The following is a 26127-nucleotide window of genomic DNA, read 5'->3' on the forward strand; positions in this document are numbered from 1 at the left end:
AGGAGGAAATAAGAATGCCTAAAGTTGCATTATTCAACCAAGACGGTAAGCAAGCTGGAGATATCGAATTAAATGAATCAGTATTTGGTATCGAGCCTAACAAAAGTGTTTTATTTGAAGCAGTTGTTATGCAAAGAGCTTCTTTACGTCAAGGAACTCATAAAACTAAAATTCGTTCTGAGGTTGCTGGTGGTGGACGTAAGCCATGGCGCCAAAAAGGTACAGGACGTGCACGTCAAGGATCTATCAGATCTCCACAATGGCGTGGTGGTGGTACGGTATTTGGACCGGTTCCGCGTAGCTATAGCTATAAATTACCTAAAAAAGTTCGTAGATTAGCAATTAAATCCGCATTATCTACTAAAGTATTAGAAGAAAATATTTTAGTATTACAAAGCCTTGCTTTTGATGCACCTAAAACTAAAGATTTCAAAGCCGTATTAGGTAATCTTTCTGTAGAAAAGAAAGCATTAATCGTTACAGCTGACCTTGATGAAAACGTAGCATTATCTGCTCGTAACATCCCGGGGGTAACAGTTGTTACTGCTTCTGGAATTACAGTATTAGATGTTTTAAACCATGATAAATTAATCATGACAAAAGCAGCGGTTGAAAAAGTAGAGGAGGTGCTTGCATAATGGATGCACGCGATACGATTAAGCGCCCCGTTATCACTGAACGTTCTACTGATTTAATGGTTGATAAAAAATACACGTTTGAAGTTGATGTAAGAGCTAATAAAACTCAAGTTAAAGATGCTGTTGAAGAAATCTTTGGCGTTAAAGTTGAAAAAGTTAACATCATGAACTACAAAGGTAAATTCAAGCGTATGGGACGTTTTGGTGGATACACAAACAAACGTCGTAAGGCAATTGTTAAATTAACAGCTGACAGCAAAGAAATCGAATTCTTTGAAGCTTAATAATAATATTTAGAAGAGGAGGGAACACAAATGGCGATTAAAAAATATAAACCTACCTCCAACGGTCGACGTAATATGACGTCTTCAGACTTTAGTGAAATCACTACAAGTACTCCTGAAAAGTCATTGCTTGCTCCTTTACACAGAAAAGGCGGCCGTAATAACCAAGGTAAGTTAACTGTTCGTCATCAAGGTGGAGGTCATAAGCGTCAATATCGTGTAATCGATTTTAAACGTGACAAAGATGGCATTCCAGGACGCGTTGCTACAATTGAGTACGATCCAAATAGATCTGCTAATATCGCGTTAATCAATTATGTAGACGGAGAAAAACGCTACATTCTTGCACCGAAAAATTTAGAAGTTGGATTAGAAGTTATGTCAGGGCCTGAGGCTGATATCAAGCCAGGTAATGCATTACCACTTGCTAACATTCCAGTTGGTACAGTAATCCACAACATCGAGTTAAAACCAGGTAAAGGTGGACAATTAGTTCGCTCTGCTGGAACAAGCGCTCAAGTGCTTGGTAAAGAAGGGAAATACGTACTTGTACGTTTAAATTCTGGTGAAGTTCGTTTAATTCTTGCTACTTGCCGTGCATCAATCGGTCAAGTTGGTAATGAACAACATGAATTAATCAACATTGGTAAAGCAGGTCGTAATCGTTGGTTAGGTAAACGTCCAACTGTACGTGGATCTGTAATGAACCCTAATGACCATCCACACGGTGGTGGTGAAGGACGCGCTCCAATCGGACGTAAATCACCAATGTCTCCATGGGGTAAACCAACACTTGGTTACAAAACGCGTAGCAAGAAAAATAAATCTGATAAATTTATTGTACGTAGCCGTAAAAAATAACGGGGTTGAACTACGGTTCAATGATAGAACCGTAGAACAATCACGAAGGGAGGTTCCATTATGGGTCGCAGCTTAAAAAAAGGACCTTTTGTTGATGATCATTTACTAACAAAGATCGAAAAATTAAGTGATAGTGATAAGAAGCAAGTTGTGAAAACTTGGTCTCGTCGTTCTACGATCTTCCCACAATTCATCGGTCAAACAATCGCTGTTTATGATGGTCGTAAACATGTTCCAGTTTATGTTACTGAAGACATGGTAGGTCACAAACTTGGAGAATTTGCTCCAACTCGTACTTACAAAGGTCATGCAAGTGACGATAAGAAAACAAGACGTTAATGAGAGGAGGGCATTCTAATGCAAGCAAAAGCTGTTGCAAATACAGTTCGTATTGCTCCTCGTAAAGCTCGTTTAGTCGTAGATTTAATTCGAGGAAAGCAAGTTGGTGAAGCGGTAGCTATTTTGAAGTTAACTCCAAAAGCAGCTTCTCCAATCGTAGAGAAAGTTTTAAAATCCGCTATTGCTAACGCAGAGCATAACTACGAAATGGATATTAATAACCTAGTGGTTGAGCAAGCATACGTTAATGAAGGACCAACTCTAAAGAGATTCCGTCCACGTGCACAAGGTCGTGCAAGTCAAATTAACAAACGTACTAGCCACATCACTATCGTTGTATCAGAAAAGAAGGAGGGGTAATTAGTGGGTCAAAAAGTAAATCCAGTCGGTTTACGTGTCGGGATCATTCGTGACTGGGAATCTAAATGGTTCGCAGGTAAAGACTATGCTGATCTTTTACACGAAGACCTAAAGGTACGTGAGTATATTACAAAACGCCTAAGTGATGCTTCTGTTTCTAAAGTAGAAATCGAGCGTGCTGCTAACCGCTTAAATGTTACTATCCACACTGCTAAACCAGGTATGGTTATTGGTAAAGGTGGAACAGAAGTTGAAGCTTTACGTAAAGCTCTTAACTCACTTACTGGCAAACGTGTACACATCAATATTTTAGAAATTAAAAGAGCAGATATGGATGCGAAACTAGTTGCTGAGAACATTGCTCGTCAATTAGAAAACCGTGTATCTTTCCGTCGTGCTCAAAAACAAGCAATCCAACGTTCAATGCGTGCTGGTGCTAAAGGTATCAAAACAATGGTATCAGGTCGTCTAGGTGGCGCAGATATCGCTCGTTCAGAGTCTTATAGCGAAGGAACTGTTCCATTGCACACTCTACGCGCAGATATCGACTATGCAACTGCTGAAGCTGATACAACTTATGGTAAATTAGGTGTGAAAGTTTGGATCTATCGTGGAGAGATCCTTCCAACGAAGAAGAAAACTGAGGAAGGAGGCAAATAATATGTTACTACCTAAACGTGTAAAATATCGTCGTGTTCATCGTGGTAAAATGCGTGGTCAAGCAAAAGGTGGTACAGAAGTTGCATTCGGTGAATACGGTTTACAATCTTTAGAAGCTTCTTGGATTACAAACCGTCAAATCGAGTCTGCTCGTATTGCAATGACACGTTATATGAAACGTGGCGGTAAAGTTTGGATTAAAATTTTCCCTCATAAGCCTTACACTGCTAAGCCTCTTGAAGTCCGAATGGGTTCCGGTAAGGGTGCTCCTGAAGGTTGGGTAGCGGTAGTTAAGCCTGGAAAAATTATGTTCGAAGTAGCTGGTGTATCTGAAGAGATCGCTCGTGAAGCTCTTCGTCTTGCAGCGCACAAACTTCCTGTTAAATGTAAGTTTGTAAAACGTGAAGAAATTGGTGGTGAAACTAATGAAAGCTAATGAAATTCGTGACCTTACCACTGCTGAAATTGAACAAAAAGTTAAATCCTTAAAAGAAGAGCTTTTCAACCTTCGCTTTCAATTAGCGACTGGACAACTTGAAAATACAGCTCGCATTCGTGAAGTACGCAAAGCGATCGCTCGAATGAAAACTGTCATTCGTGAGAGAGAAATCGGCGTCAATAATCGATAAGTTGAGAGGAGGTTCGTAGAATGAGCGAACGCAATCAACGCAAAGTCTATACTGGTCGTGTTGTATCTGATAAAATGGATAAAACCATTACAGTTGTTGTTGAAACATACAAAAAACACCCTTTATATGGCAAACGCGTGAAATACTCTAAGAAGTATAAAGCTCATGATGAGCAAAACACAGCAAAAACTGGCGATATCGTACGCATTATGGAAACTCGCCCGTTATCAGCTACAAAACGTTTCCGTCTTGTAGAAGTAGTAGAAAAAGCAGTTATTATATAATTGTTCGGAATTAAGCATCCCGAAGGGAGGTTACACACATGATTCAACAAGAATCACGTTTGAAAGTTGCTGACAACTCTGGTGCTCGTGAAGTACTTACTATTAAAGTTCTTGGTGGTTCAGGACGTAAAACTGCAAACATCGGTGATATCATCGTCGTTACTGTGAAACAAGCAACACCAGGTGGCGTTGTTAAAAAAGGTGACGTAGTTAAAGCAGTAGTCGTTAGAACTAAAAGTGGTGTTCGTCGTGCAGACGGTACTTACATTCGTTTCGATGAAAACGCATGTGTAATTATCCGTGATGATAAGAGTCCACGTGGAACACGTATCTTTGGACCAGTTGCACGCGAACTTCGCGATAACAACTTTATGAAGATTGTATCATTAGCTCCAGAAGTACTATAATATAAATTTTAATTGCCTTTAAGGAGGTGCGAAAAGATGCATGTTAAAAAAGGTGACAAAGTAATGGTCATCTCTGGTAAGGATAAAGGCAAAACTGGTGTTGTTCTTGCTGCATTCCCTAAAAAAGATCGCGTGATCGTTGAAGGAATCAACATTGTTAAGAAGCACTCTAAGCCATCCCAATTGAATCCACAAGGTGGAATCAATGACCAGGAAGCTGCTATTCATGTATCCAACGTTATGCCTATCGACCCTAAAACTGGTGAACCTACTCGTGTAGGATCAAAAACGGTTGATGGTAAAAAAGTACGCGTAGCGAAAAAATCCGGTGAAATTCTAGATAAATAGTTCAAATGAAGAAGGGAGGTACAATGAATGAACCGCCTAAAAGAAAAATTTGTTAAAGAAACTACTCCTGCTCTTATGAGCAAGTTCAATTATAAATCAGTTATGGAAGTTCCAAAACTGGAAAAAATCGTTGTTAACATGGGTGTCGGTGATGCGGTAGCAAACGCTAAAGCATTAGATGTTGCTGTTGAAGAATTAGCACAAATTACAGGTCAAAAGCCAGTAATCACTCGTGCTAAGAAGTCAATTGCAGGTTTCCGTCTACGTGAAGGAATGCCTATCGGAGCAAAAGTTACACTTCGTGGAGAACGCATGTATCAATTCCTTGATAAACTTGTATCTGTTTCTCTTCCACGTGTACGTGACTTCCGTGGTGTATCTAAAAAATCATTTGATGGACGCGGTAACTACACTCTAGGTGTTAAAGAACAATTGATTTTCCCTGAAATTGATTACGATAAAGTAAACAAAGTTAGAGGAATGGATATTGTCATCGTTACAACTGCAAACACAGATGAAGAAGCTCGTGAACTGTTAACTCAATTTGGAATGCCGTTCCAAAAGTAATCTCTAATTAGAGGGAGGCGAAGATGTGGCTAAGAAGTCAATGATTGCGAAACAAAAACGCACGCCTAAATATAAAGTACAAGAATACACACGTTGCGAACGTTGTGGTCGTCCACATTCTGTGTACCGTAAATTTAAGCTTTGCCGTATTTGTTTCCGCGAATTAGCGTATAAGGGACAAATTCCTGGTGTGAAAAAAGCTAGCTGGTAAAACCCGATATTGGGAAGGAGGTAAATACAAATGGTTATGACAGATCCAATTGCAGATTTGCTTACAAGAATCCGTAATGCGAATATGGTTCGTCACGAAAAATTAGAAGTTCCTGCTTCTAACATCAAAAAAGAGATCGCTGAAATCTTAAAGCGTGAAGGTTTTGTACGTGATGTAGAATATATCGAAGACAACAAACAAGGTATTATCCGCATTTTCTTAAAATACGGTTCAAGCAACGAGCGTGTAATAACTGGACTTAAAAGAATTAGTAAACCTGGTCTTCGTGTTTATGCGAAAGCAACAGAAGTACCTCGTGTATTAAACGGTCTTGGAATTGCATTAGTTTCTACTTCTCAAGGAGTACTTACTGATAAAGAAGCTCGTGCGAAACAAGTTGGCGGAGAAGTATTAGCATACGTTTGGTAATAATAGGTTTAATGAATGGAGGTGCAACTAAATGTCTCGTGTAGGTAAAAAACCAATCGAAGTACCAGCAGGCGTTACAGTTACTATTGATAAAAGTACTGTAACGGTGAAAGGTCCTAAAGGTGAATTAACTCGTACTTTTAATTCTGATATTGCGATCAGCTTAGAAGAAAACGTGATTAATGTAACTCGTCCTTCTGATGTGAAGGAACATCGTGCATTACATGGAACAACTCGTGCATTGTTATCTAACATGGTGGAGGGTGTTTCAAAAGGCTTTGAGAGAGGTCTTGAATTAATCGGTGTCGGTTACCGTGCTCAAAAACAAGGAAGCAAACTTGTATTGAACGTAGGTTACTCTCATCCAGTAGAAATCGAACCAGAAGCTGGTATTGAAATCGAAGTACCATCTGCTACGAAAGTAGTTGTAAAAGGAACTAGTAAAGAGCGTGTTGGAGCACTTGCTGCTAACATTCGTGACGTTCGTCCACCAGAACCTTATAAAGGGAAAGGTATCCGTTATGAAGGCGAATATGTACGTAGAAAAGAAGGTAAAACTGGTAAGTAATGCCGCATAGGTAAACGAAAGGAGTGACCTAAATGATTACGAAGGCTGATAAAAATCAAGTTCGTAAGAAAAGACACGCACGTGTGCGTTCTAAACTTAGCGGAACTGAAGCTCGTCCTCGTTTAAATGTGTTCCGTTCAAACAAACACATTTACGCTCAATTAATTGATGATGTTAACGGTGTAACAATCGCAAGTGCATCTTCATTAGATAAAGAGCTTAACCTTGAATCTACTGGTAATTTAGAAGCTGCAGTTAAGATCGGTGAATTAGTAGCTAAACGTGCTGTAGAAAAAGGAATTAAATCAGTAGTATTTGACCGCGGAGGATATTTATATCATGGTCGCGTAAAAGCTTTAGCTGATGCTGCTCGTGAGAACGGCCTAGAATTTTAATAGACAAAGGAGGGACATAAAAAGATGCGTCGTATTGATCCAAACAAACTTGAACTTGAAGAACGCGTAGTTACAGTTAACCGTGTAGCGAAAGTTGTTAAAGGTGGACGTCGTTTTCGTTTCTCTGCTCTAGTAGTAGTTGGGGACAAAAATGGTAACGTTGGTTTTGGTACTGGTAAAGCTCAAGAAGTACCTGATGCAATTCGCAAAGCGGTTGAAGATGCGAAGAAAAATCTTATTGAAGTACCAATGGTTGGTACAACAATTCCACACGAAATTATCGGACATTTCGGAGCTGGTGAAATTCTATTAAAGCCTGCTTCTGCAGGTACAGGAGTTATCGCTGGTGGTCCAGTACGTGCTGTGCTTGAATTAGCTGGTGTAGCTGATATCTTATCTAAGTCATTAGGTACTAACACACCAATTAACATGGTTCGTGCAACTTTAGACGGTTTAAAACAATTAAAACGTGCTGAAGACGTAGCGAAGTTACGTGGAAAATCAGTAGAAGAACTGTTAGGATAAGGAGGGAAATTAAATGGCAAACAATCTGGAAATTACCCTCACTAGAAGCGTAATTGGTCGTCCGCAAGACCAACGCGAAACAGTTAAAGCTTTAGGATTACGTAAGGTAAATCAAACAGTTGTTCAACAAGATAATGCTGCAATTCGCGGTATGATCAATAAAGTATCACATCTTGTAACTGTAAAAGAAAACTAAAAATCATTCTTCTTCAATAAGGAGGTGCCAAAATGAAACTTCATGAATTAAAACCTGCAGAAGGTTCTCGTCAAGAACGTAAACGCAAAGGGCGCGGTATCGGTTCAGGTAATGGTAAAACTGCTGGTAAAGGTCATAAAGGTCAAAACGCACGTTCAGGTGGGGGTGTAAGACCTGGATTTGAAGGTGGTCAAACGCCTTTATTCCGTCGTTTACCTAAACGTGGTTTTACTAATATCAACCGTAAAGAATACGCTATTGTTAATTTAGATACTCTAAATCGTTTTGAAGAGGGAACTGAAGTAACTCCAGAACTTCTTATCGAAACAGGAGTTGTTAGCAACGAAAAAGCAGGAATTAAGATTCTTGCAAAAGGCAACGTAGAGAAAAAGCTTACTGTTAAAGCTCATAAATTCTCCTCTGCTGCAAAGGAAGCTATTGAAGCTGCCGGCGGTCAAACAGAGGTGATCTGATGTTTCAGACAATCTCCAATTTTATGCGCGTGGGTGAAATAAGACGAAAAATCATATTCACCCTATTAATGTTGATTATATTTCGTCTTGGTACATTTATTCCTGTACCATACGTGAATGCAGACTTTTTAAAAGCACAAGATGCTTTTAGCGCCTTCGGAATTTTAAATACTTTCGGTGGTGGAGCACTAAAGAATTTTTCTATTCTTGCAATGGGAATCATGCCGTATATTACAGCGTCTATTATTGTAAGCTTATTACAAATGGATGTTGTACCCAAATTTACGGAATGGTCAAAACAGGGTGAGGCTGGACGAAGAAAGTTAACGCAATTTACGCGTTACTTTACAATCGTTCTAGCACTTATCCAAGGTTTTGGTATGTCATACGGTTTTAATAATCTTGCTGGTGGTGCATTGATTACAAAACCTGGATTTTCATCCTATTTGGTAATTTCTCTTGTGTTAACAGCTGGTACAGCCTTTTTAATGTGGTTAGGAGAACTAATTACTTCTAAAGGGGTTGGGAATGGTATTTCTATTATCATTTTTGCTGGTATCGCAGCCGGAATTCCTTCTATTGCTAATCAAATCTATGCTCAGCAGTTTGACAATCCGGGTGATCAATTATTCCTTAATATTGTTACGTTAGCTTTAATCGTTCTAGCTGTCATTGCAATAGTAGTAGGAGTAATTTTCATTCAGCAAGCTCTTAGAAAGATACCAATTCAATATGCTAAAAGAATGGTAAACGGAAATAGCAGCACAGGTGGACAATCAACACATTTACCGTTGAAAGTAAACTCTGCTGGTGTTATTCCAGTTATCTTTGCAGTTTCCTTCTTGGTTACACCGAGAACTATTGCATCATTCTTACCGCAAAACGACGTTACTTCCTGGATTCAAAGAGTATTTGACTATACTCATCCAATAGGAATGATTATATATACGGTATTAATCCTTGCGTTTACTTATTTCTATGCTTTCATTCAGGTGAATCCAGAACAAGTTTCTGAAAACCTGAAAAAACAAGGTGGATATATTCCAGGTATTCGACCTGGTAAAAGTACGCAAGATTATTTATCACGTGTTCTATCTCGTTTAACACTAGTTGGAGCTCTATTCTTAGCCATTATTGCAATACTTCCTGTATTTTTCATTAATATTGCAGGGCTTCCACAATCGGCTCAGATTGGCGGAACAAGTATTATAATCGTGGTTGGGGTGGCATTGGAAACAATGAAGCAATTAGAATCTCAATTAGTAAAACGACACTATAAAGGTTTTATTAAATAGTATAATTTAGGGGACGCTTGTCCCTTGAATTTTATGTAAGAGAACTTGAGGGGGAATACGCATGAATTTAGTCTTAATGGGGCTCCCTGGCGCAGGTAAAGGTACACAAGCTGAGAAGATTGTCGCGAAGTACGACATCCCTCATATTTCAACTGGCGACATGTTCCGTGCGGCTATGAAAGACGAAACAGAACTTGGACTAAAGGCAAAATCTTTTATGGATAAAGGTGAATTAGTACCAGATGAAGTGACAATTGGTATTGTTCGCGAAAGACTTAGCAAGGATGACTGTGAAAAAGGTTTTCTTTTAGATGGTTTTCCTCGTACAGTTCCTCAAGCAGAAGCTTTAGAAAATATTTTGTCTGATTTGAATAAGAAACTAGACTTTTGTATCAATGTTCAAGTGGATCAAGAGATATTAATGGAGCGTTTAACAGGCAGACGTATTTGTAAAAGCTGTGGTGCGACCTATCATCTAGTGTTTAATCCGCCAACCAAGCCAGATACATGTGATCGTTGTGGAGGCGAATTATACCAACGCGCTGATGATAATGAAGCAACAGTGAAAAATCGTTTAGAAGTTAATATCAAGCAGTCTCAACCATTACTTGATTTCTATGAGTCAAAAGGTTATCTTCGTAATATCAATGGACAACAAGATATTAATAAAGTATTCGTAGATCTTGATGAATTATTAAGTACTTTAAAATAAGAGTAACTTTTGCTTTGACTAATCTGTTCTCTAGCATGGAATAAATCAGAGATAATAAATAGAAGAATTGGGATGAAATGGCTGAGGAGTTTATTCCTAAACATGATGCATTTCCTTTTTTCAAAAGGTATAATAATTTTCATGGTTATATCTGTAACAAAAAAAGCATAACCGTGTTATTTTGACATGTTTATCTTCGTTAAAAGATTAATCAATTTAGATAATTGGTGCAGAGTATTTTGGATTTCATGGTAACTCCGCTTGAATTGCTTTTTTATCTAGTAGTGAAGAAGGTAATGTAACTATTATTCTTTCTATTATGACGATTGGTATTAGAAACAGGTGTGCAGTTGTCGAACAGTCTACGAAATCCTTGAAATACGAAATCTATGTGGCTTTTCAAGTGAAACCAAGTATGAGTGGGAAGTTTTAAGGCTAGACTCTTGAAGAATGATAATTTTTCTTGAAAAAGGTCATATAAATGCTTGTATACTTCGATACGATAAGACACAAGGCTGTTGATAGAATGTTCGTAATGAGAGGAAAGATCATTTCTTTCTTAAAATGAATGATCTAGCAATGCTAAGTTTAGTTGGTAGCATTAAACCTTTTTCTATTTCTTTGCCTATTATTATATTTTTTTATAATTAATAGCGGACGAAGTACCTTCTCTTATGGTATAATCAATTAGTTGCAGTTAAATGCAGTTTTATTATATTATAGGAGCAGTTCAGAGTAGTTTAATGTACACCGATCGTGTGACAAGAAGAGCTACACTTTGCTATATTAGTTAAGATGGATCTCGTATTTTTTTATGGAAAGGAGAGATTTTCGATGGCTAAAGACGATGTAATCGAAATTGAAGGCACAATCACTGAAACTTTGCCGAACGCCATGTTTAAGGTAGAATTAGAAAATGGTCATACTGTATTGGCTCACGTTTCTGGTAAAATTCGCATGCATTTCATCCGTATTTTACCTGGTGATAAAGTAACGGTTGAGTTATCTCCATATGACTTAACTCGCGGAAGAATTACTTACCGCTTTAAATAATCTGATTGCACTCCGTACTATCAAGGAGGTTAGGATAATGAAAGTTAGACCATCTGTTAAACCAATCTGCGAAAAATGTAAAGTTATCCGCAGACGTGGTAAAGTTATGGTTATCTGTGAAAACCCTAAACACAAACAAAAACAAGGTTAATAACAAGGAGGTGCGCATATAGATGGCACGTATTGCTGGTGTGGATATTCCACGTGAAAAACGTGTAGTAATATCTTTAACTTACATTTACGGTATTGGAAAAAATACTGCACAAAAAGTATTAGCAGAAGCTGGTGTTTCTGAAGATACACGCGTTCGTGATTTAACGGAAGATGAATTAAACAAAATCCGTGATATCATTGACGGTTTAAAAGTAGAAGGGGATCTTCGTCGTGAGATTTCTTTAAATATTAAGCGTCTAATGGAAATTGGTTGCTACCGTGGCCTTCGTCACCGTCGTGGTTTACCAGTTCGTGGACAAAACACGAAAAACAACGCTCGTACTCGCAAAGGTCCTCGTAAGACTGTAGCTAATAAGAAAAAATAATCGGTAAAGGAGGTACATTATAATGGCACGTAAAACTAATACACGTAAACGTCGTGTTAAAAAGAATATTGAGTCTGGTGTTGCTCATATTCGTTCTACTTTCAACAATACTATCGTAACTATTACAGACGTTCATGGAAATGCTCTTTCATGGTCAAGCGCTGGTGCACTTGGATTCAGAGGTTCTCGTAAATCTACTCCATTCGCTGCACAAATGGCTGCTGAAACTGCTGCAAAAGCATCTATGGAACACGGTATGAAAACTTTAGAAGTAACAGTTAAAGGACCAGGTGCAGGTCGTGAAGCTGCTATTCGTGCTCTTCAAGCTGCAGGGCTAGAAGTTACAGCGATCAGAGACGTAACTCCAGTTCCTCATAATGGTTGCCGACCACCTAAACGTCGCCGAGTTTAATTTTTCTGTATAAATTTTCTATCCTTGTCTATAATGGGATATGACTAAAACTTTTAGAACCCGTACAGATTTATTAACTAACCCAGTTGTTGTGCACAAGCGGGAACGTAAACATGGGGAATTTCGGTAAAAATTACCGAGGTTTCGACGTTTTGAAGGAGGGTATATCTTGATGATCGAAATAGAAAAACCAAAAATCGAAACGGTTGAGATCAACGATGATGCCAAGTATGGTAAGTTCGTCGTAGAGCCACTTGAGCGTGGATATGGTACTACTTTGGGTAACTCCTTACGTCGTATTCTACTATCCTCACTGCCAGGTGCCGCTGTCACATCCATTCAAATTGATGGGGTACTTCATGAGTTCTCAACTATTGAAGGCGTCGTAGAAGATGTTACAGCTATCATATTAAATATCAAAAAGCTAGCATTGAAAATATACTCTGATGATGAAAAAACTTTAGAGATTGATATGCAAGGTGCAGGGGTAGTAACAGCAGCAGACATTACACATGATAGTGATGTAGAGATCTTAAATCCAGATCTTCATATCGCAACATTAGGTAGTAACGGAAATTTCCGCATGCGTTTAACTGCAAAGCGTGGCCGTGGATACACACCAGCAGAGCAAAATAAACGTGAAGATCAACCTATTGGTGTAATTCCTATTGACTCTATCTTTACGCCAGTATCTCGTGTTTCTTATCAAGTAGAGAATACTCGTGTTGGTCAATTGACTAATTATGATAAGTTAACTTTTGACGTGTGGACTGACGGTAGTACAGGTCCTCAAGATGCTATCGCACTTGGTGCAAAGATTTTAACTGAGCATTTGAATATCTTTGTTGGATTAACTGACGAAGCACAGAATGCTGAGATTATGGTAGAAAAAGAAGAAGATCAAAAAGAAAAAGTTCTTGAGATGACAATCGAAGAATTAGATCTTTCTGTTCGTTCTTATAACTGCTTAAAACGTGCTGGTATTAATACCGTACAAGAATTAGCGAATAAGACGGAAGAAGATATGATGAAAGTTCGAAACTTAGGTAGAAAATCTCTTGAAGAAGTAAAACATAAATTAGAAGAGCTTGGATTAGGATTAAGAAAAGACGACTGAGAAGTCTCTTGATTATGAACGATATCTATAAAGCTTGTATTTTAACAAAAGGAGGGAATCTCACATGGGTTACAGAAAGTTAGGACGCACAAGCGCACAACGTAAAGCTATGTTACGTGACTTAACTACAGACTTAATCATCAATGAGCGCATTGAAACAACTGAAGCTCGTGCAAAAGAACTTCGTTCTGTTGTAGAAAAAATGATTACACTTGGTAAACGTGGAGATCTACATGCACGTCGTCAAGCAGCTGCTTATGTACGTCATGAAGTTGCTAATGCTGAAACAAACCAAGATGCTGTACAAAAGTTGTTCAGTGATGTTGCTGCTCGTTATACTGATCGTCAAGGTGGTTACACTCGTATCATGAAAATGGGACCTCGTCGTGGAGACGGAGCACCAATGGTAATTATCGAGTTAGTGTAATAGGATTTTCAAAGAAACTTAGGGTGCGGGACAGTTTATATTGTTATGAAACTTGTTCAAGTACCCTTTTTCTTTAATAATCCTCACTTTTAGATCAAGCCAATATAGAGTGTTATGATGAGCATTTATCTTTTTTAATGACTCGTCTAGCTCGTGCACCTCTTCTTTGGATTTAAATCGTTAGAAAGAGGTGCGGGCTTTTTTCATGTTTTATTAGGACTGCAGGGTGCTAAGAAGTGGAATACCATAAGATATATTTAACAAGCATAGAAAAAGGATATCAAAGATTATACAAATAATCTTATGTTAAACCAATTCAAAGCTCGCCCAATTGGCGAGTTTATTTTTTTATCTTGCTTTAACAATGAGTTAGAATAAAAACTGAAATATCTTCAGTGGGTTATTACATGCAGGTTGATAGTCATTAATAGGAATGGGAATGTAGTAATTTTACTTTATTTATAATCAACAATATCTGGCAGGTAAATGGTGGGAATGTAATGGACCAAAAGATTTTAGTAAAGGTAGAAGATGTATCTTTTAAATATGAGGAGCAGACAGAATTTGCCCTTAATCATGTTTCTTTTCATGTAAACGCTGGTGAGTGGGTTGCGATAGTTGGACATAATGGTTCAGGTAAATCTACGTTAGCGAAGTTATTAAATGGGTTACAATACTCTCATGAAGGATCTATAGTCATCGATGGTATTCCGATAACGGAGGAGTCTGTCTGGGACATAAGGAAAAAGGTAGGAATGGTATTCCAGAATCCTGATAACCAGTTTGTTGGTACAACGGTGAAGGATGATGTGGCTTTTGGTTTAGAAAATAACGCTGTTCCAAGAAGTGAGATGGTAACAAGAGTAGAGCGTTCTTTGGAAAAAGTAAAGATGTTATCTTTTCTTGATCAAGAGCCGCACCATCTATCTGGAGGACAAAAACAGAGAGTCGCTATTGCAGGAATTATTGCATTGAAACCTGAAATTATCATATTAGATGAGGCTACCTCTATGCTTGATCCTCAGGGAAGAGAAGAAGTCTTTGATATTATGAGAGAGCTGCAAAAAGAAAATATGACCATTATTTCGATTACTCATGACCTAGATGAGGCTGCTAAGGCAGACCGGATTATCGTAATGAATAAGGGTAGGGTATATAAGGAAGGTAGTCCTAAGGAAATATTTAAACTGCAGAAGGAACTTGTTGAAATAGGTTTAGATATACCTTTTACTATTAAGGTTAGAGAAAGCTTAATAAACAAAGGTATTTCATTAGAGGAAATATATTTAACAGAAGAAGAGTTGGTGACAGGCATATGGACATCTCACTTCAAAAAGTAGAGTATCGTTACCAGGAAAATTCTCCGTTTGAGCGCTTGGCGATAGAGGATGTAAGTTTTAATATTCCTTCTGGAAGCTATGTTGCCGTTATAGGTCATACTGGTTCAGGTAAATCTACCATTTTACAGCATCTTAATGCTCTTTTAACCCCGTCTAAAGGGAAAGTGGTAATAGGTGACCGTATACTTGAGGGTGGACAAAAACATAAGAACTTACGGAGTATCCGGCAAAGAGTGGGCATTGTTTTTCAGTTTCCAGAACAACAGTTGTTTGAAGAAACAGTAGAAAAGGATATCTGTTTTGGTCCTCTCAATTTTGGTATTCCTGAATCAGAAGCAAAGATCAGAGCTGTGAAGGCATTAAGTGAGGTAGGATTGTCGGAAGATTTTCTTATGAAATCTCCGTTTGATTTATCAGGCGGTCAGATGAGAAGAATAGCTATTGCTGGTGTGCTGGCTATGGAACCAGATGTACTTGTATTAGACGAGCCGACAGCTGGCTTAGATCCAAGAGGCAGACGAGAAATTATGGATATGTTTTATAAGCTTCATAAAGAGCGAAATTTAACGACTGTTCTAGTTACACATAGTATGGAGGATGCTGCTCATTATGCAGATCAAATAGTCATTATGAATAAAGGGAGTGTTCATCGTCAAGGGACTCCAATAGAAATTTTTAAAGAAGCAGAGGATTTAGCTGCTATTGGATTGAATGTTCCTGAAGTTGTACGATTCCAAAAGAAAGTAGAAGCAAAATTCGGAATGAAGATGGAACGGGTTCACTTAAACATGGAAGATTTTACGGATGAGTTAGCAGTGTATCTTCAGAAGAAAGTAGGGAGCAGTTAATGGGAAAAATGATTATAGGGCGTTTTATTCCCGTTGATTCTACATTACACAGAATGGACCCCCGTTCCAAGTTACTACTTGTTTTCCTATTTATTTGTATTGTATTTTTGGCTAATAATATTTGGAGCTATTTGCTATTGATTGTATATGTAGGTACTTTAGTCGCCATCTCCAATGTACCGATTAAGTACATTTATTTAGGACTGAGGCCAATTTTTTGGTTAATTATTTTTACGTTTATTTTGCATATTTTTTTCACGAAGAATGGAGAGCTATTGTTTGAATGGGGATGGATTACGATTTATAAAGAAGGTATTAGAATGGGGATTCTCATTTCTATTCGCTTCTTCTTGCTCATTATCATGACATCCTTGCTTACATTAACAACAACGCCAATCGAGTTAACGGATGCAATTGAAACACTATTAGGACCACTAAAAAAAGTGAAATTTCCTGTTTATGAGCTGGCGCTTATGATGTCTATCTCCCTGCGCTTTATTCCAACTTTAATGGATGAAACAGAAAAGATTATGAAGGCTCAGATGGCAAGAGGAGTAGAATTCTCTAGTGGCTCCATTAAAAGCCGTGTACAAGCAATTATTCCTTTATTGATTCCTTTATTCGTTAACTCCTTTAAAAGAGCAGAGGAGCTTGCTATTGCGATGGAAGCACGTGGCTATCAAGGTGGAGAAGGAAGAACGAAATACCGCCAATTAATCTGGAATCCTATTGATACCATAATGATTATTATTCTGATACTAATAACAGCTATGCTGTTTGTATTAAGAACATAATGGAGAATACGATGCAAAGATATAAATGTACAGTTAGCTATGATGGATCGAATTATAGTGGGTTTCAAATTCAGCCAAAGGATCGAACCGTACAAGGGGAAATCGAAAAGGCTTTAAGAAGGCTCCATAAAGGAGTAGAAGTAAAAATTCAGGCTTCTGGTAGAACGGATGCTGGCGTTCATGCTAAGGGACAAGTCATTCATTTTGATAGCCCTCTTGATATACCTGCAGATAAGTGGCCGATTGCTCTAAATACTCTTTTGCCCCACGATATTGTGGTTGCAGATGCAGAGATAGTACCTGACTCCTTTCATGCTAGATATAATGTAACAGCGAAAGAGTATCGCTATTTTATTCAATTAGGAGAGCGGAGAGATCCCTTTAAACGTAATTATGCCTATTATTATCCATATGCTCTAAATATGGAGGCGATGAGGGAAGCGCTTTGTTATTTTATTGGAGAGTATGATTTTACTAGTTTTTGCTCTGCTAAAACAGACAAAGAAAGAAAAGTAAGAACGATTACTGGAGTAAAGCTTACAGAGGAAGACAATATGTTAATTTTTTCTTTCCAAGGGAATGGATTCCTTTATAATATGGTGCGGATTATGGTTGGTACCTTATTAGATGTAGGAAGAGGGAAAAAGTTACCACAAGATATTCCCGTAATTTTAGAGAAAAAGGATAGAAAGGCAGCAGGAAAAACAGCCTCTGCAAATGGATTGTATCTTTGGAAAGTATGGTATTAAACCATGATTCTTGCGATGCTGGGGAGAGAAGACTAATGCTTTCCTCCTTTTCCAAAAAGAGTACAGAAAGTGACCAAGGAATCCCTTTCTGATAAGTAAAAAGTGTTGTTCTTTGAGTAAAAGTCACGAAAAAAAGATTTTTTTCTCATAACAACTAAACCTGGTGTAACATTCCCTTGACATATGCTACTCTAGGATATATCATAATATGGTATGTATTTTAAACCCACATTAAGCCCCGGAACTTAATTGTGTGAACATATAGACGTAAGAACAGACATTTATATTTTAAAACAAACTATAACTTTAACATTTCAGGAGGGAAACTCATGCGTACAACGTTTATGGCTAATTCAAACAATGTTGATCGTAAATGGTACGTGATTGATGCTGAAGGCCAAACTTTAGGTCGTCTTGCTAGTGAGATTGCATCAATTCTACGTGGTAAACATAAACCAACTTTCACACCTCATGTGGATACTGGTGATCATGTAATTATTTTAAATGCTTCAAAAATTGAATTGACTGGTAAAAAATTAACTGACAAAATTTACTACCGTCACTCTATGCACCCAGGTGGATTAAAGCAAAGAACTGCTTTAGAAATGCGTACTAAATATCCAGAGCAAATGTTAGAACTTGCAATCAAAGGTATGCTTCCAAAGAATTCTCTTGGTCGTCAAATGTTTAGAAAATTACACGTATATGCTGGTAGCGAACATCCGCACCAAGCTCAACAACCAGAAGTTTACGAACTTCGTGGATAATTAATAAAGGGAGGTAAAACAAATGGCACAGGTTCAATATATCGGTACTGGTCGTCGTAAAAGCTCTGTTGCTCGTGTACGTTTAGTTCCAGGTGACGGACAAATCATCATCAATGGTCGTGAAATCGAAAATTATATCCCGTTTGCAGCTTTACGCGAAGTTGTTAAACAACCATTAGTGGCTACTGAAACAACTGGAAGCTACAATATTTTAGTAAATGTTAACGGTGGAGGTTATACTGGTCAAGCTGGCGCTATCCGTCATGGTATCGCACGTGCTTTACTTCAAGTAGATCCTGAATACCGTCCAACATTAAAACGCGCAGGATTATTAACTCGTGACGCTCGTATGAAAGAACGTAAAAAATACGGTCTTAAAGGCGCTCGTCGTGCACCTCAGTTCTCAAAACGTTAATTTTTGGCGTTTCAAGGCTCTTTTCACTTTTGTGGAAAGGGTCTTTTTTTATGCTAAAAGTTGTCTGTGATATATTTGATGACTACTCATAACAGAATCCTTCAGGAACCTCAGACTATGTACTATTGGTTTTCCCCAGCGAAACTATGGAGTACAATGATCCACTTTCATTAAACTAAATTATTGCTCAATTTTCATTGTAAGGTGAAGAATTACTAGAACGAGAGCTAGGTTGTTTCTTATAAATTTCACAAATGGATAATATTAGTCTTAAATCGTCCCATTTTTGAACCACAGACTTTTTTAAATCATTATAATGAAAGAGAGAAAAGCGTTATATTAGAGCTTAAAGGGAGGCGCAATGTGATCGAAATGAATAATAGTTATGAGTTTTTATGGGGATCAACTACTGCAGTTTATCTATGTGAAGGAGCATAGAATGAGGATGGTATATTTTTACCTATGAGAGTCCATAGAATATTTGAATGTGAATGGTGATGTTGCAAGTGATACTTAAAAATACTCTAAAATGTGAGGTGTAGATACCATGATAGATAAAAAAACCACAGTACAATTTACGCTGCTGACTTTTAGCATAGCATATTTTGTGTCAGGTGCCTTGATTGTTCTTGGGCCATTCGGATATTCAGTTCACAATTGGGTTCACACATTCCAGCAATTCTTGATGAATATTCCTTTTGCAATTTATATTTTGTCGCCTGCTATTGCTTCATATGTCGTTTTGAAGAAAAATAAAAAAATAGCAGATTTTAAGGAATGGTTGAAAACTGTTTTTTATATCAAAAACAACATATTTGTCTATTTGTTTGTTGTTGCAGGGCTTGCACTGTATTTCTTAATCCATATAGCAGTTTCAGACCGCACAGAAATAGTGCTTCCGTTTTATACGTTTTTTCTTTCGCTGCCTGGTAATCTTATTATTGGCGGCTTAGAGGAAGCTGGCTGGATGTACATATTGCAGCCTAAACTCAACAAAAAATACGGCTTTGTAGTATCTTCTGTTATCACTGGGATTATTTGGACTGTATGGCACATTCCCCTTTTCTTCATTCCGGGGACGAATCACGGTGAAGGGCTTATTAACTTTGGGATGTTTGTAGTTCAACTCATGGCTTTTCGATTTTTCCACGGGGCAATCTACAAAATTTCAGGAAAAGGCTTTGTCTTTATGTCCGTATTATTCCATACCATGTTCAATGCAGCATCCCCTATCTTTGGTACCATGACGATGACCTGGACGGGAACAATTGCTGCAAATACTGCGATCATTCTTGTGTCCATTTTAACTGTTGTGATATACGAAAAAAGGAGCATGACAATAATGCAAGTTAGAAAGCTATAGCATAATCGCCAATAAAGTGGATCATAAGTATTATCTCTAATAAGACTGTAAGCTTATTCAGGACCATAGATACTTAACAAAATTTTCGGAGGAATACTATGACAATTAATTTATGTACAATTGGTTTTTTGGAAAAAAATTTACGGACATTCGTAGAGTTATTAGAACGTAATCATGTAACTAAGTTAGTAGATATCAGACTGAATAATACTTCACAGTTATCGGGATATTCGAAAACAGATGATTGGCTGGGTCTATCAACGTTTTGCCAATGGATCGGCGATACAATATAGTCAAAAAGTGATTACACAATGTTATAGGAAAAACGTGTATTATCATACTTTAAAACCTATTTCGCCCCCTGACCACCATCATTATAAGGACAAAATATGTTCAATTTAATAAGATATAAAGGCTCACAAATGGTGATTAATCAAATTTGTGAGCTTTTTCATTTATTGAAAAAGGAAAGGTAGATTTACAAAGCTGTCAAAAGGTGCAGAATTGGTTTTGGCAGTGGGGATATATCACATACGATTAAAGATTATGTCTAGAAGGATGCAAAAAAATAACTAAAATATCTTTGTCGTTGTGTAATTAGAGCCGTTTTTCTTTATGATTTTGAAGAACAATACTATTTGAGGTCAGAACGAGAGCTTGCTTACTTTCTTCTTTAAAACTAAACGAATAGATAATATCAATCTCAAATCGTTCCATTTTTGAACCACAGACTTTTTTTAAAATTACTATAATGAAATTGTGAAAGCGTTATATTAGAGCTTAAAGGGAGGAGTGTTTAAACGAGATGAATAATAATAATGAGTTTTTATGGGGATCAGCTACTGCAGCTTATCAATGTGAAGGAGCATGGAAAGAGGATGGGAAAGGTTTAAACGAATGGGATAGTTTTAATCATAAGAGTCCATTGAATATTTTGAATGTAAATGGTGATGTTGCAAGTGACTTTTATCACAGATATAAGGAAGATATTGATTTAATGGCAGAAGGAAATCAAAATACTTACCGCTTTTCGATTTCCTGGGCTCGTATTATTCCTAATGGAGTCGGTGAAGTGAATGTAAAGGGAATTGAATTTTATAATAACGTTATCGACTATTGTTTGGAAAAAGGCATTATTCCAAATGTTACGTTATTCCATTATGATCTTCCAAATGAAATGGCAAAGATTGGTGGATGGGAAAATCGAAAAGTTGTGGATGCCTTTAATGAATATGCAAAAGTATGCTTTGAACATTTCGGGGATCGAGTTAAAATTTGGTCTACTATTAATGAGCCAAGGTATTATGCATATTGCAGCTATATAGTAGGAAACTATCCGCCAAATTACAAAGCAGACTTCGGACGTTTTTGGACAGTAGTTTATAACCTTATGCTAGGGAGTGCTAAGGCTGTTCAGACGTATAAAAAATTAAGTTTGGATGGGAATATTGGTGTTGTTCATGATAACGGTAATGTGGAGCTAGATCCTACTACAAAAGAAAAAGGACTAGTAAAACTAAGAGCGGATATTTTTTATAACCGAATTATACTAGATACAGCCGTATTAGGAAAATTGCCTGCCGAGTTAATAGCAGTTTTAGAAGACAATAATGTTAGTACAACGTTTATTCATGAAGAGGATTTTGTTGAATTTGCAAGAGGAAAGATTGATTATATTGGATTAAACCTATATAACCGTCAATATGTAACAGATTATTCTGAGGGTGAGACGGAAGTTTTTCACAATAATAAAGGAAAAGGCTCCAATTCCAAGGAAGGCATTCGTATTAAGAATATGTTTGAAACTTCATTTGACCCAAAAGTAAAAAGGAATCTTTGGGGCAGGGAAGTCTATCCCAAATGTATGTATAATGCACTGATGGAAATTAAAGAAAAATATGGTGATATTTTGGTCTATATCACTGAAAACGGACATGGTCAATATGAAACCCCGGATGAAAATGGCTATGTTGAAGATAAAGAGAGAATTAAATTAGTAGGAGAGTTTATTGACTATATGCTAAAAGCACGTGAAGAGGGGGTCAATGTCCAAGGTTATTATATGTGGTCAACAATGGATATATATAGTTGGATAAATGGCTATGAAAAAAGATATGGTTTAGTTCGAGTTGATTTTGAAAATAATCATAAGCGGATTCCAAAGGAAAGTTACTACTGGTTTAAAGACTTAATAGCAGCAAAAAGAAATATTTAAAATAATGTTTGTTCTAAGTAAAAGAATATAAAAAAAATTAATGTTTTACTATTTATAATCCAAACTGAACCTACAAGGTTTTATAAAGATTCATAAATACTTTTGATATCTTGTAGGTGGATTGTATTTTACAAAATTCCACTTAAAGTTCGGAAAGTAGTATAAGTTATTCGTTTCAATATATTTTGTTTTTGGAAATTAAAGCGATTTCTAATCCGATGATGTTCAATACTCTAAAATCGATTTACCTATGTAATTAGAAGTATTTCTTATTGAAGTATTTTTTTGCTAAAGAATCGATTTTATGATGTACATCCGTTAAGTAAAACAGCAAACACTTAATACAAAAAGAATTGAAATGGAGGGAAAATAATGAAATATGTTAACATGTCGAAACAAGTACTTGAACACATTGGTGGTGTCGATAACTTGAATCATGTTGAACACTGTGCAACTAGGCTTCGCTTACATTACAATAGTAAAAAGCTTGTAAATGAAGAAGCGTTAAAAGGAATTGAAAATGTTGTAGGCATTGTAAGCAAAGCTGGACAGGTTCAAGTCATTATTGGTCCGAATGTTAATGAAGCATATAATGATTTCTTAGAAGTATCAGGATGGAAAGAGGAACAGCACAGTGGTTCAGATTCAGCAGCAGAAGAACCTGAGGACAAGAAAGCAATGTATTATGTGAATAAATTTGGTAGTTTTATGGCAACGATCTTCATGCCGATTGTTCCGGCATTGATTACAGGAGGTATCATTCTAGCACTTAGGAATTTAATGATTAATTACTTTGGTGTTGATATGGAATCTGGAACGGCAGTAATTTTGAATGCCATATTTAGTGCTGCGTTTACTTTCCTGCCGGTTTACATTGGTTTCACAATGGCAAAACGATTAAAAATGGAACCAATTATGGGGGCATTCTTAGGAGCCCTTTTGGTTAGTTCCAATATTAGCGGTGTCGAGGGACTAGATTTCTTAGGAATCTCCATACCAGTGGTTGATTATGCAAGCAGTGTTTTACCCATTATGCTTGGTGTAGGACTTATGTATTTTGTTGATAAATTCTTCCAAAAATATATACCTGAAACAGTAAAATACTTCTTGAAACCTTTATTTACCATGATAGTTGTTGTTCCTATAACATTGATTGCTTTAGGTCCTATAGGAACAGTACTAAGTGATTATGTAGGGGTTGGAGTTACAAATATGATGGATACCATTGGTGGGATAGCCATGCCAATTCTTGCGGCATTTTACCCTTACATGGTTATGTTAGGGTTAGATAAAGCTATAATGCCAATAGGGTTTAACAGTGTTGCATCAATTGGATATGACCCAGTTGTTATGGTTATGGGATTCATCTCTAACTTGTGTATTGGTGGAACTGCCTTAGCCGTAGCTACTACAATTAAAAATGATAAAAGCAAGAAAGGCATGATTACTTCCTTTGGTGTGACGGCACTTTGTGGTGTTACAGAACCAGCATTTTATGGAGCGCTAATCATGAGACCGAAAGTATTGATCGGAACGGCAATTGGAGCTGTGAGCGCAGGATTAGTTGCTGGTATTTTCGGATTAGTAAGCTATGTTATGGGAGGGTGTCCAGGCTTACTGACTGCTTTGTTTTTTATGGATAATGATGGTGGATTTGGAAATCTATTTTTAGCTGCCATTGTGGCAATTGTGGCAATTGTTGTATCTTTTGTAGCAAGCAAGATCATTTTGTCTAAAACAGAAGCAAATAAGAATGCTAAGTTTGAACCAGAATTAGATAAAGTGCTTTGACTTTATAAAGGCCGATATAAATAGATACCTATGGAAATAAGCAGATAGGAAGAGTTTTCAGTTATTAAAAGTTAGAGGTGTAAAAAATGAAAATTATGATTGCACAATTTATTATTGAATCAAATGCTAACATCCCATATAAAAGCAACTTGGAAGATTTTAATCTTTTATTTGGAGAAGATTGTATTCAGGAGATGAAATGCAAAGATGTGTTTATAAGAGAGGGAATAGAAATTATCCCTTCCATTTATGCAAACGCAAATGCTGGTGGTGTTTTAGAGAAACCAGCATTTGACTACATTGAAAGGAGAATATTGGAAGATGTGAAAAAACATCTTCACGAAATTGATGGAATTTTTCTTCATCTCCATGGAGCAAGCGAAGTAGCAGAATTAGATGGAGGCTCAGGTGATCACCACATATTGAAGATGATTCGCCAATTAGTTGGACCTTATTTACCAATAGCGGTTGTTTGTGATCCACATGGCAACTTATCCAAAGAATATGTAGAAAGCACCACAATGATCCGCAGCTATCGACATTCCCCGCATACAGACATACAAGAAACAATAGAGTTTGTATGTGAAATGCTAGTTACATTCTTAAGAAATCGGCAAAATATTACACCGGTATATCGTAAACTGCCAATGATCTTGGGAGGCGAACAGAGTGTTTCAGCTGATGAACCTGTAAAATCCATCAATAAATATATGGATAAATTGGAGGAAGATCCGAATATCCTTAGCTGTTCGTGGCATGTAGGCTACCTGCGTCATGATACCGACGTTGCAGGGTGTGGTATTGTGGTCATCCCGGCAACAGGTGATGATCAGGAATATGCAAATGAAGTTGCAGATAAACTAGCAAAATATGTATGGGATAAACGTTATGAATTTCATTATACTGGATTAACTGCACAGCCTGAAGAGGCGATGAAAATGGCAATAGAGTATGAAGATAAACCTGTGTTTATTACTGATTCTGGTGATAATGTAACATCTGGCTCTGTGGGATGTAATACATTCATATTACGCCAAGTGTTAGAACTAAATCATACCAAATCTAAAGCAAAGAGGTTTTTGTTTGCTGGTATTAATGATTCAAAAACATTAAATGAGTTGATTAAATGTGAAGTAGGAGAGACACTATCTATTTCTTTAGGAATGAATTTGGATGAGTTATCTGCCAAAGTTGATTTAGATGTTATAGTCAGTGCTAAAGGATATCTGGCCGGTTATGCTTACACAAGTGAAGGAGATTTTGGAAATTGTATCACTGTTACTGTTAAAGGCAAACCAATTGATATCATCGTTTCAGGAAATAATCATCCTTTTGTGGAATTACATCAGTTTCATGCTGCTGGTATTGATTATAAAGACTATGACATTATTATTGTAAAACAAGGATATATTTTTCCTGAATTAAAAGCTGCGGGGAAATTAAATGTTATGTCATTAACAGGAGGAGCAACACTTCAGGATACAGCAAGGCTGCCATTTAAACGCATTATGCGTCCTATGTTTCCCATTGATAATATATAAAATAAGGAACTGATGATAATTATGTTTAAAAATATGTTTATGAAAAAAGTTGAATTTTCAAAAGCGATCGAATTAAAGGCATATGCAACAGGTAGTATAATGAAGCTAGAAGATATTCCTGATCCTGTTTTTGCAGAAAAAATGATGGGTGATGGCATTGCCATTGTGCCAGCTGAAGGAAATATAAGTTCTCCAGTAAATGGGGTTATCATGCATGTTTTTCCCACAAAACATGCCATTAGCATTAAAACTGCAAATGGTGCTGAAATCTTACTCCATATTGGATTGGAAACCGTTTCTATGAACGGGGAGGGATTTACTGTGCATGTTACAGAAGGAAAAAAGGTTAAAGTCGGAGATGCGCTTGTAACTGTTGATCTAGATATGGTGAAAAAACGAGCAAAAAATACTGTTATTCCAATAATTATTGTGAATACAAAGGAAATGCTGAAAATTGATAAGCTATTACTATCGGGAAATGTTACTATAGCCAAAGAGACAATCTTAGCAGTTACAGCAAAATAGTCATTATTAATAGTAAAAAATAAATGGTAGGTCAATGGCATGCAGCAGGG

General features: G+C 37.0%; 38 protein-coding genes. All 38 read left to right on the forward strand.

Annotation, left to right across the window (positions count from 1 at the left end):
- The first annotated feature begins 14 nt into the window (after window positions 1-14).
- The 38 genes from rplD to NST77_RS21505 all read left to right on the forward strand — a co-directional run bounded on the left by rplD (window position 15) and on the right by NST77_RS21505 (window position 26077).
- Entirely contained in the window at window positions 15-638 is a 624-nt protein-coding gene (gene rplD / locus NST77_RS21320) for a 50S ribosomal protein L4 (protein ID WP_095333638.1), read from the forward strand.
- Window positions 638-922: a 50S ribosomal protein L23 gene (rplW, locus tag NST77_RS21325; protein WP_016204560.1), complete on the forward strand. Its 285-nt coding sequence runs from the start codon at window positions 638-640 to the stop codon at window positions 920-922. Before rplD ends, rplW begins: the two co-directional genes overlap by 1 nt.
- Before the next feature lie 30 nt (window positions 923-952).
- Complete coding sequence (rplB, locus tag NST77_RS21330; RefSeq protein ID WP_016204561.1) at window positions 953-1783, forward strand: 50S ribosomal protein L2; 831 nt, start codon at window positions 953-955, stop codon at window positions 1781-1783.
- A gap of 60 nt (window positions 1784-1843) precedes the next feature.
- The gene (gene rpsS / locus NST77_RS21335) at window positions 1844-2122 is read left to right on the forward strand and encodes a 30S ribosomal protein S19 (RefSeq protein WP_016204562.1); all 279 of its coding nucleotides are present in this window, start codon (window positions 1844-1846) and stop codon (window positions 2120-2122) included.
- 18 nt (window positions 2123-2140) lie between these two features.
- Window positions 2141-2482, forward strand: coding sequence for a 50S ribosomal protein L22 (gene rplV / locus NST77_RS21340; RefSeq protein WP_047943717.1), 342 nt, complete (start codon window positions 2141-2143; stop codon window positions 2480-2482).
- A gap of 3 nt (window positions 2483-2485) precedes the next feature.
- Window positions 2486-3142 (forward strand): 30S ribosomal protein S3, encoded by a 657-nt coding sequence (gene rpsC, locus NST77_RS21345; protein ID WP_047943718.1) that lies wholly within the window; start codon window positions 2486-2488, stop codon window positions 3140-3142.
- Between the two features lies 1 nt (window position 3143).
- A complete protein-coding gene (gene rplP / locus NST77_RS21350; RefSeq protein WP_016204565.1) occupies window positions 3144-3578 on the forward strand; it encodes a 50S ribosomal protein L16 in 435 nt (144 codons plus the stop codon).
- Complete coding sequence (gene rpmC, locus NST77_RS21355) at window positions 3568-3771, forward strand: 50S ribosomal protein L29 (protein WP_003351417.1); 204 nt, start codon at window positions 3568-3570, stop codon at window positions 3769-3771. Before rplP ends, rpmC begins: the two co-directional genes overlap by 11 nt.
- 20 nt (window positions 3772-3791) lie before the next feature.
- Window positions 3792-4055: a 30S ribosomal protein S17 gene (gene rpsQ / locus NST77_RS21360; protein WP_031537905.1), complete on the forward strand. Its 264-nt coding sequence runs from the start codon at window positions 3792-3794 to the stop codon at window positions 4053-4055.
- Between the two features lie 38 nt (window positions 4056-4093).
- Window positions 4094-4462, forward strand: coding sequence for a 50S ribosomal protein L14 (gene rplN, locus NST77_RS21365; RefSeq protein WP_016204567.1), 369 nt, complete (start codon window positions 4094-4096; stop codon window positions 4460-4462).
- A 36-nt stretch (window positions 4463-4498) separates the two neighbouring features.
- Entirely contained in the window at window positions 4499-4810 is a 312-nt protein-coding gene (rplX, locus tag NST77_RS21370; RefSeq protein WP_016204568.1) for a 50S ribosomal protein L24, read from the forward strand.
- A gap of 27 nt (window positions 4811-4837) precedes the next feature.
- A complete protein-coding gene (gene rplE / locus NST77_RS21375; RefSeq protein ID WP_144581433.1) occupies window positions 4838-5377 on the forward strand; it encodes a 50S ribosomal protein L5 in 540 nt (179 codons plus the stop codon).
- A gap of 25 nt (window positions 5378-5402) precedes the next feature.
- Window positions 5403-5588 carry a 30S ribosomal protein S14 gene (gene rpsN, locus NST77_RS21380; RefSeq protein ID WP_009499044.1) on the forward strand — a complete coding sequence of 62 codons (186 nt, stop codon included), beginning with the start codon at window positions 5403-5405 and terminating at the stop codon, window positions 5586-5588.
- 30 nt (window positions 5589-5618) lie between these two features.
- On the forward strand, window positions 5619-6017 hold the full coding sequence (rpsH, locus tag NST77_RS21385) for a 30S ribosomal protein S8 (protein ID WP_016204570.1): 399 nt from the start codon (window positions 5619-5621) through the stop codon (window positions 6015-6017).
- Between the two features lie 31 nt (window positions 6018-6048).
- Entirely contained in the window at window positions 6049-6585 is a 537-nt protein-coding gene (rplF, locus tag NST77_RS21390) for a 50S ribosomal protein L6 (RefSeq protein WP_095333640.1), read from the forward strand.
- A 32-nt stretch (window positions 6586-6617) separates the two neighbouring features.
- Window positions 6618-6980: a 50S ribosomal protein L18 gene (gene rplR, locus NST77_RS21395; protein ID WP_047943721.1), complete on the forward strand. Its 363-nt coding sequence runs from the start codon at window positions 6618-6620 to the stop codon at window positions 6978-6980.
- 24 nt (window positions 6981-7004) lie between these two features.
- Window positions 7005-7505, forward strand: a complete 501-nt coding sequence (rpsE, locus tag NST77_RS21400; RefSeq protein WP_047943722.1) for a 30S ribosomal protein S5 — start codon at window positions 7005-7007, stop codon at window positions 7503-7505.
- 13 nt (window positions 7506-7518) lie between these two features.
- Entirely contained in the window at window positions 7519-7701 is a 183-nt protein-coding gene (rpmD, locus tag NST77_RS21405) for a 50S ribosomal protein L30 (protein WP_016204574.1), read from the forward strand.
- Window positions 7702-7733: 32 nt separating this feature from the next.
- Window positions 7734-8174, forward strand: a complete 441-nt coding sequence (gene rplO, locus NST77_RS21410; RefSeq protein WP_047943723.1) for a 50S ribosomal protein L15 — start codon at window positions 7734-7736, stop codon at window positions 8172-8174.
- Entirely contained in the window at window positions 8174-9469 is a 1296-nt protein-coding gene (gene secY / locus NST77_RS21415; protein WP_047943724.1) for a preprotein translocase subunit SecY, read from the forward strand. The genes rplO and secY overlap by 1 nt, the downstream gene beginning before the upstream one ends.
- Before the next feature lie 61 nt (window positions 9470-9530).
- The gene (locus NST77_RS21420) at window positions 9531-10181 is read left to right on the forward strand and encodes an adenylate kinase (RefSeq protein ID WP_061800912.1); all 651 of its coding nucleotides are present in this window, start codon (window positions 9531-9533) and stop codon (window positions 10179-10181) included.
- An 834-nt stretch (window positions 10182-11015) separates the two neighbouring features.
- Window positions 11016-11234 carry a translation initiation factor IF-1 gene (infA, locus tag NST77_RS21425; RefSeq protein WP_016204578.1) on the forward strand — a complete coding sequence of 73 codons (219 nt, stop codon included), beginning with the start codon at window positions 11016-11018 and terminating at the stop codon, window positions 11232-11234.
- A gap of 37 nt (window positions 11235-11271) precedes the next feature.
- Window positions 11272-11385 (forward strand): 50S ribosomal protein L36, encoded by a 114-nt coding sequence (gene rpmJ / locus NST77_RS21430; protein ID WP_000868344.1) that lies wholly within the window; start codon window positions 11272-11274, stop codon window positions 11383-11385.
- Window positions 11386-11407: 22 nt separating this feature from the next.
- Window positions 11408-11773 (forward strand): 30S ribosomal protein S13, encoded by a 366-nt coding sequence (gene rpsM, locus NST77_RS21435; RefSeq protein WP_016204579.1) that lies wholly within the window; start codon window positions 11408-11410, stop codon window positions 11771-11773.
- A gap of 22 nt (window positions 11774-11795) precedes the next feature.
- Window positions 11796-12185 (forward strand): 30S ribosomal protein S11, encoded by a 390-nt coding sequence (gene rpsK / locus NST77_RS21440; RefSeq protein WP_016204580.1) that lies wholly within the window; start codon window positions 11796-11798, stop codon window positions 12183-12185.
- Window positions 12186-12357: 172 nt separating this feature from the next.
- Window positions 12358-13302 (forward strand): DNA-directed RNA polymerase subunit alpha, encoded by a 945-nt coding sequence (locus NST77_RS21445; RefSeq protein WP_016204581.1) that lies wholly within the window; start codon window positions 12358-12360, stop codon window positions 13300-13302.
- A 64-nt stretch (window positions 13303-13366) separates the two neighbouring features.
- A complete protein-coding gene (gene rplQ, locus NST77_RS21450; RefSeq protein WP_016204582.1) occupies window positions 13367-13729 on the forward strand; it encodes a 50S ribosomal protein L17 in 363 nt (120 codons plus the stop codon).
- Window positions 13730-14229: 500 nt separating this feature from the next.
- Window positions 14230-15069 (forward strand): energy-coupling factor ABC transporter ATP-binding protein, encoded by an 840-nt coding sequence (locus NST77_RS21455; RefSeq protein WP_047943726.1) that lies wholly within the window; start codon window positions 14230-14232, stop codon window positions 15067-15069.
- Window positions 15045-15917: an energy-coupling factor ABC transporter ATP-binding protein gene (locus NST77_RS21460; protein WP_341123516.1), complete on the forward strand. Its 873-nt coding sequence runs from the start codon at window positions 15045-15047 to the stop codon at window positions 15915-15917. Before NST77_RS21455 ends, NST77_RS21460 begins: the two co-directional genes overlap by 25 nt.
- The gene (locus tag NST77_RS21465) at window positions 15917-16711 is read left to right on the forward strand and encodes an energy-coupling factor transporter transmembrane component T family protein (RefSeq protein ID WP_095333650.1); all 795 of its coding nucleotides are present in this window, start codon (window positions 15917-15919) and stop codon (window positions 16709-16711) included. The genes NST77_RS21460 and NST77_RS21465 overlap by 1 nt, the downstream gene beginning before the upstream one ends.
- 11 nt (window positions 16712-16722) lie before the next feature.
- Window positions 16723-17460 (forward strand): tRNA pseudouridine(38-40) synthase TruA, encoded by a 738-nt coding sequence (gene truA, locus NST77_RS21470; RefSeq protein ID WP_328824005.1) that lies wholly within the window; start codon window positions 16723-16725, stop codon window positions 17458-17460.
- Window positions 17461-17789: 329 nt separating this feature from the next.
- Entirely contained in the window at window positions 17790-18227 is a 438-nt protein-coding gene (gene rplM, locus NST77_RS21475; RefSeq protein ID WP_047943730.1) for a 50S ribosomal protein L13, read from the forward strand.
- Window positions 18228-18249: 22 nt separating this feature from the next.
- Window positions 18250-18642 (forward strand): 30S ribosomal protein S9, encoded by a 393-nt coding sequence (gene rpsI, locus NST77_RS21480; RefSeq protein ID WP_047943731.1) that lies wholly within the window; start codon window positions 18250-18252, stop codon window positions 18640-18642.
- 547 nt (window positions 18643-19189) lie between these two features.
- The gene (locus NST77_RS21485) at window positions 19190-20005 is read left to right on the forward strand and encodes a CPBP family intramembrane glutamic endopeptidase (protein ID WP_341123517.1); all 816 of its coding nucleotides are present in this window, start codon (window positions 19190-19192) and stop codon (window positions 20003-20005) included.
- A gap of 805 nt (window positions 20006-20810) precedes the next feature.
- On the forward strand, window positions 20811-22220 hold the full coding sequence (locus NST77_RS21490) for a glycoside hydrolase family 1 protein (protein WP_095333660.1): 1410 nt from the start codon (window positions 20811-20813) through the stop codon (window positions 22218-22220).
- 372 nt (window positions 22221-22592) lie between these two features.
- The gene (locus tag NST77_RS21495) at window positions 22593-24011 is read left to right on the forward strand and encodes a PTS transporter subunit EIIC (protein WP_171509187.1); all 1419 of its coding nucleotides are present in this window, start codon (window positions 22593-22595) and stop codon (window positions 24009-24011) included.
- Window positions 24012-24097: 86 nt separating this feature from the next.
- Window positions 24098-25552: a M81 family metallopeptidase gene (locus NST77_RS21500; RefSeq protein WP_095333664.1), complete on the forward strand. Its 1455-nt coding sequence runs from the start codon at window positions 24098-24100 to the stop codon at window positions 25550-25552.
- A 39-nt stretch (window positions 25553-25591) separates the two neighbouring features.
- Window positions 25592-26077, forward strand: coding sequence for a PTS sugar transporter subunit IIA (locus NST77_RS21505; protein ID WP_341123518.1), 486 nt, complete (start codon window positions 25592-25594; stop codon window positions 26075-26077).
- Window positions 26078-26127 lie beyond the last annotated feature (50 nt).

The sequence above is a fragment of the Niallia sp. FSL W8-0177 genome (genome assembly GCF_038006285.1).
GTDB lineage: Bacteria > Bacillota > Bacilli > Bacillales > Cytobacillaceae > Niallia > Niallia circulans_A.

What these genes read in the sequence shown, in the direction of transcription:
- NST77_RS21500 (WP_095333664.1), top strand. Translation starts at nt 24,098, where the DNA reads ATGAAAATTATGATTGCACAATTTATTATTGAATCAAATGCTAACATC.
- rpsH (WP_016204570.1), top strand. Translation starts at nt 5,619, where the DNA reads ATGGTTATGACAGATCCAATTGCAGATTTGCTTACAAGAATCCGTAAT.
- infA (WP_016204578.1), top strand. Translation starts at nt 11,016, where the DNA reads ATGGCTAAAGACGATGTAATCGAAATTGAAGGCACAATCACTGAAACT.
- rplO (WP_047943723.1), top strand. Translation starts at nt 7,734, where the DNA reads ATGAAACTTCATGAATTAAAACCTGCAGAAGGTTCTCGTCAAGAACGT.
- rplW (WP_016204560.1), top strand. Translation starts at nt 638, where the DNA reads ATGGATGCACGCGATACGATTAAGCGCCCCGTTATCACTGAACGTTCT.
- rplF (WP_095333640.1), top strand. Translation starts at nt 6,049, where the DNA reads ATGTCTCGTGTAGGTAAAAAACCAATCGAAGTACCAGCAGGCGTTACA.
- NST77_RS21505 (WP_341123518.1), top strand. Translation starts at nt 25,592, where the DNA reads ATGAAAAAAGTTGAATTTTCAAAAGCGATCGAATTAAAGGCATATGCA.
- rplE (WP_144581433.1), top strand. Translation starts at nt 4,838, where the DNA reads ATGAACCGCCTAAAAGAAAAATTTGTTAAAGAAACTACTCCTGCTCTT.
- rpmC (WP_003351417.1), top strand. Translation starts at nt 3,568, where the DNA reads ATGAAAGCTAATGAAATTCGTGACCTTACCACTGCTGAAATTGAACAA.
- NST77_RS21495 (WP_171509187.1), top strand. Translation starts at nt 22,593, where the DNA reads ATGAAATATGTTAACATGTCGAAACAAGTACTTGAACACATTGGTGGT.
- NST77_RS21455 (WP_047943726.1), top strand. Translation starts at nt 14,230, where the DNA reads ATGGACCAAAAGATTTTAGTAAAGGTAGAAGATGTATCTTTTAAATAT.
- rpmD (WP_016204574.1), top strand. Translation starts at nt 7,519, where the DNA reads ATGGCAAACAATCTGGAAATTACCCTCACTAGAAGCGTAATTGGTCGT.
- rplB (WP_016204561.1), top strand. Translation starts at nt 953, where the DNA reads ATGGCGATTAAAAAATATAAACCTACCTCCAACGGTCGACGTAATATG.
- NST77_RS21490 (WP_095333660.1), top strand. Translation starts at nt 20,811, where the DNA reads ATGAATAATAATAATGAGTTTTTATGGGGATCAGCTACTGCAGCTTAT.
- NST77_RS21485 (WP_341123517.1), top strand. Translation starts at nt 19,190, where the DNA reads ATGATAGATAAAAAAACCACAGTACAATTTACGCTGCTGACTTTTAGC.
- rpsE (WP_047943722.1), top strand. Translation starts at nt 7,005, where the DNA reads ATGCGTCGTATTGATCCAAACAAACTTGAACTTGAAGAACGCGTAGTT.
- rplD (WP_095333638.1), top strand. Translation starts at nt 15, where the DNA reads ATGCCTAAAGTTGCATTATTCAACCAAGACGGTAAGCAAGCTGGAGAT.
- secY (WP_047943724.1), top strand. Translation starts at nt 8,174, where the DNA reads ATGTTTCAGACAATCTCCAATTTTATGCGCGTGGGTGAAATAAGACGA.
- NST77_RS21460 (WP_341123516.1), top strand. Translation starts at nt 15,045, where the DNA reads ATGGACATCTCACTTCAAAAAGTAGAGTATCGTTACCAGGAAAATTCT.
- NST77_RS21445 (WP_016204581.1), top strand. Translation starts at nt 12,358, where the DNA reads ATGATCGAAATAGAAAAACCAAAAATCGAAACGGTTGAGATCAACGAT.
- NST77_RS21465 (WP_095333650.1), top strand. Translation starts at nt 15,917, where the DNA reads ATGGGAAAAATGATTATAGGGCGTTTTATTCCCGTTGATTCTACATTA.
- rplV (WP_047943717.1), top strand. Translation starts at nt 2,141, where the DNA reads ATGCAAGCAAAAGCTGTTGCAAATACAGTTCGTATTGCTCCTCGTAAA.
- rpsM (WP_016204579.1), top strand. Translation starts at nt 11,408, where the DNA reads ATGGCACGTATTGCTGGTGTGGATATTCCACGTGAAAAACGTGTAGTA.
- NST77_RS21420 (WP_061800912.1), top strand. Translation starts at nt 9,531, where the DNA reads ATGAATTTAGTCTTAATGGGGCTCCCTGGCGCAGGTAAAGGTACACAA.
- rpsQ (WP_031537905.1), top strand. Translation starts at nt 3,792, where the DNA reads ATGAGCGAACGCAATCAACGCAAAGTCTATACTGGTCGTGTTGTATCT.
- rpsI (WP_047943731.1), top strand. Translation starts at nt 18,250, where the DNA reads ATGGCACAGGTTCAATATATCGGTACTGGTCGTCGTAAAAGCTCTGTT.
- rpsK (WP_016204580.1), top strand. Translation starts at nt 11,796, where the DNA reads ATGGCACGTAAAACTAATACACGTAAACGTCGTGTTAAAAAGAATATT.
- rplP (WP_016204565.1), top strand. Translation starts at nt 3,144, where the DNA reads ATGTTACTACCTAAACGTGTAAAATATCGTCGTGTTCATCGTGGTAAA.
- rpsS (WP_016204562.1), top strand. Translation starts at nt 1,844, where the DNA reads ATGGGTCGCAGCTTAAAAAAAGGACCTTTTGTTGATGATCATTTACTA.
- rplR (WP_047943721.1), top strand. Translation starts at nt 6,618, where the DNA reads ATGATTACGAAGGCTGATAAAAATCAAGTTCGTAAGAAAAGACACGCA.
- rplX (WP_016204568.1), top strand. Translation starts at nt 4,499, where the DNA reads ATGCATGTTAAAAAAGGTGACAAAGTAATGGTCATCTCTGGTAAGGAT.
- truA (WP_328824005.1), top strand. Translation starts at nt 16,723, where the DNA reads ATGCAAAGATATAAATGTACAGTTAGCTATGATGGATCGAATTATAGT.
- rplM (WP_047943730.1), top strand. Translation starts at nt 17,790, where the DNA reads ATGCGTACAACGTTTATGGCTAATTCAAACAATGTTGATCGTAAATGG.
- rplQ (WP_016204582.1), top strand. Translation starts at nt 13,367, where the DNA reads ATGGGTTACAGAAAGTTAGGACGCACAAGCGCACAACGTAAAGCTATG.
- rpmJ (WP_000868344.1), top strand. Translation starts at nt 11,272, where the DNA reads ATGAAAGTTAGACCATCTGTTAAACCAATCTGCGAAAAATGTAAAGTT.
- rplN (WP_016204567.1), top strand. Translation starts at nt 4,094, where the DNA reads ATGATTCAACAAGAATCACGTTTGAAAGTTGCTGACAACTCTGGTGCT.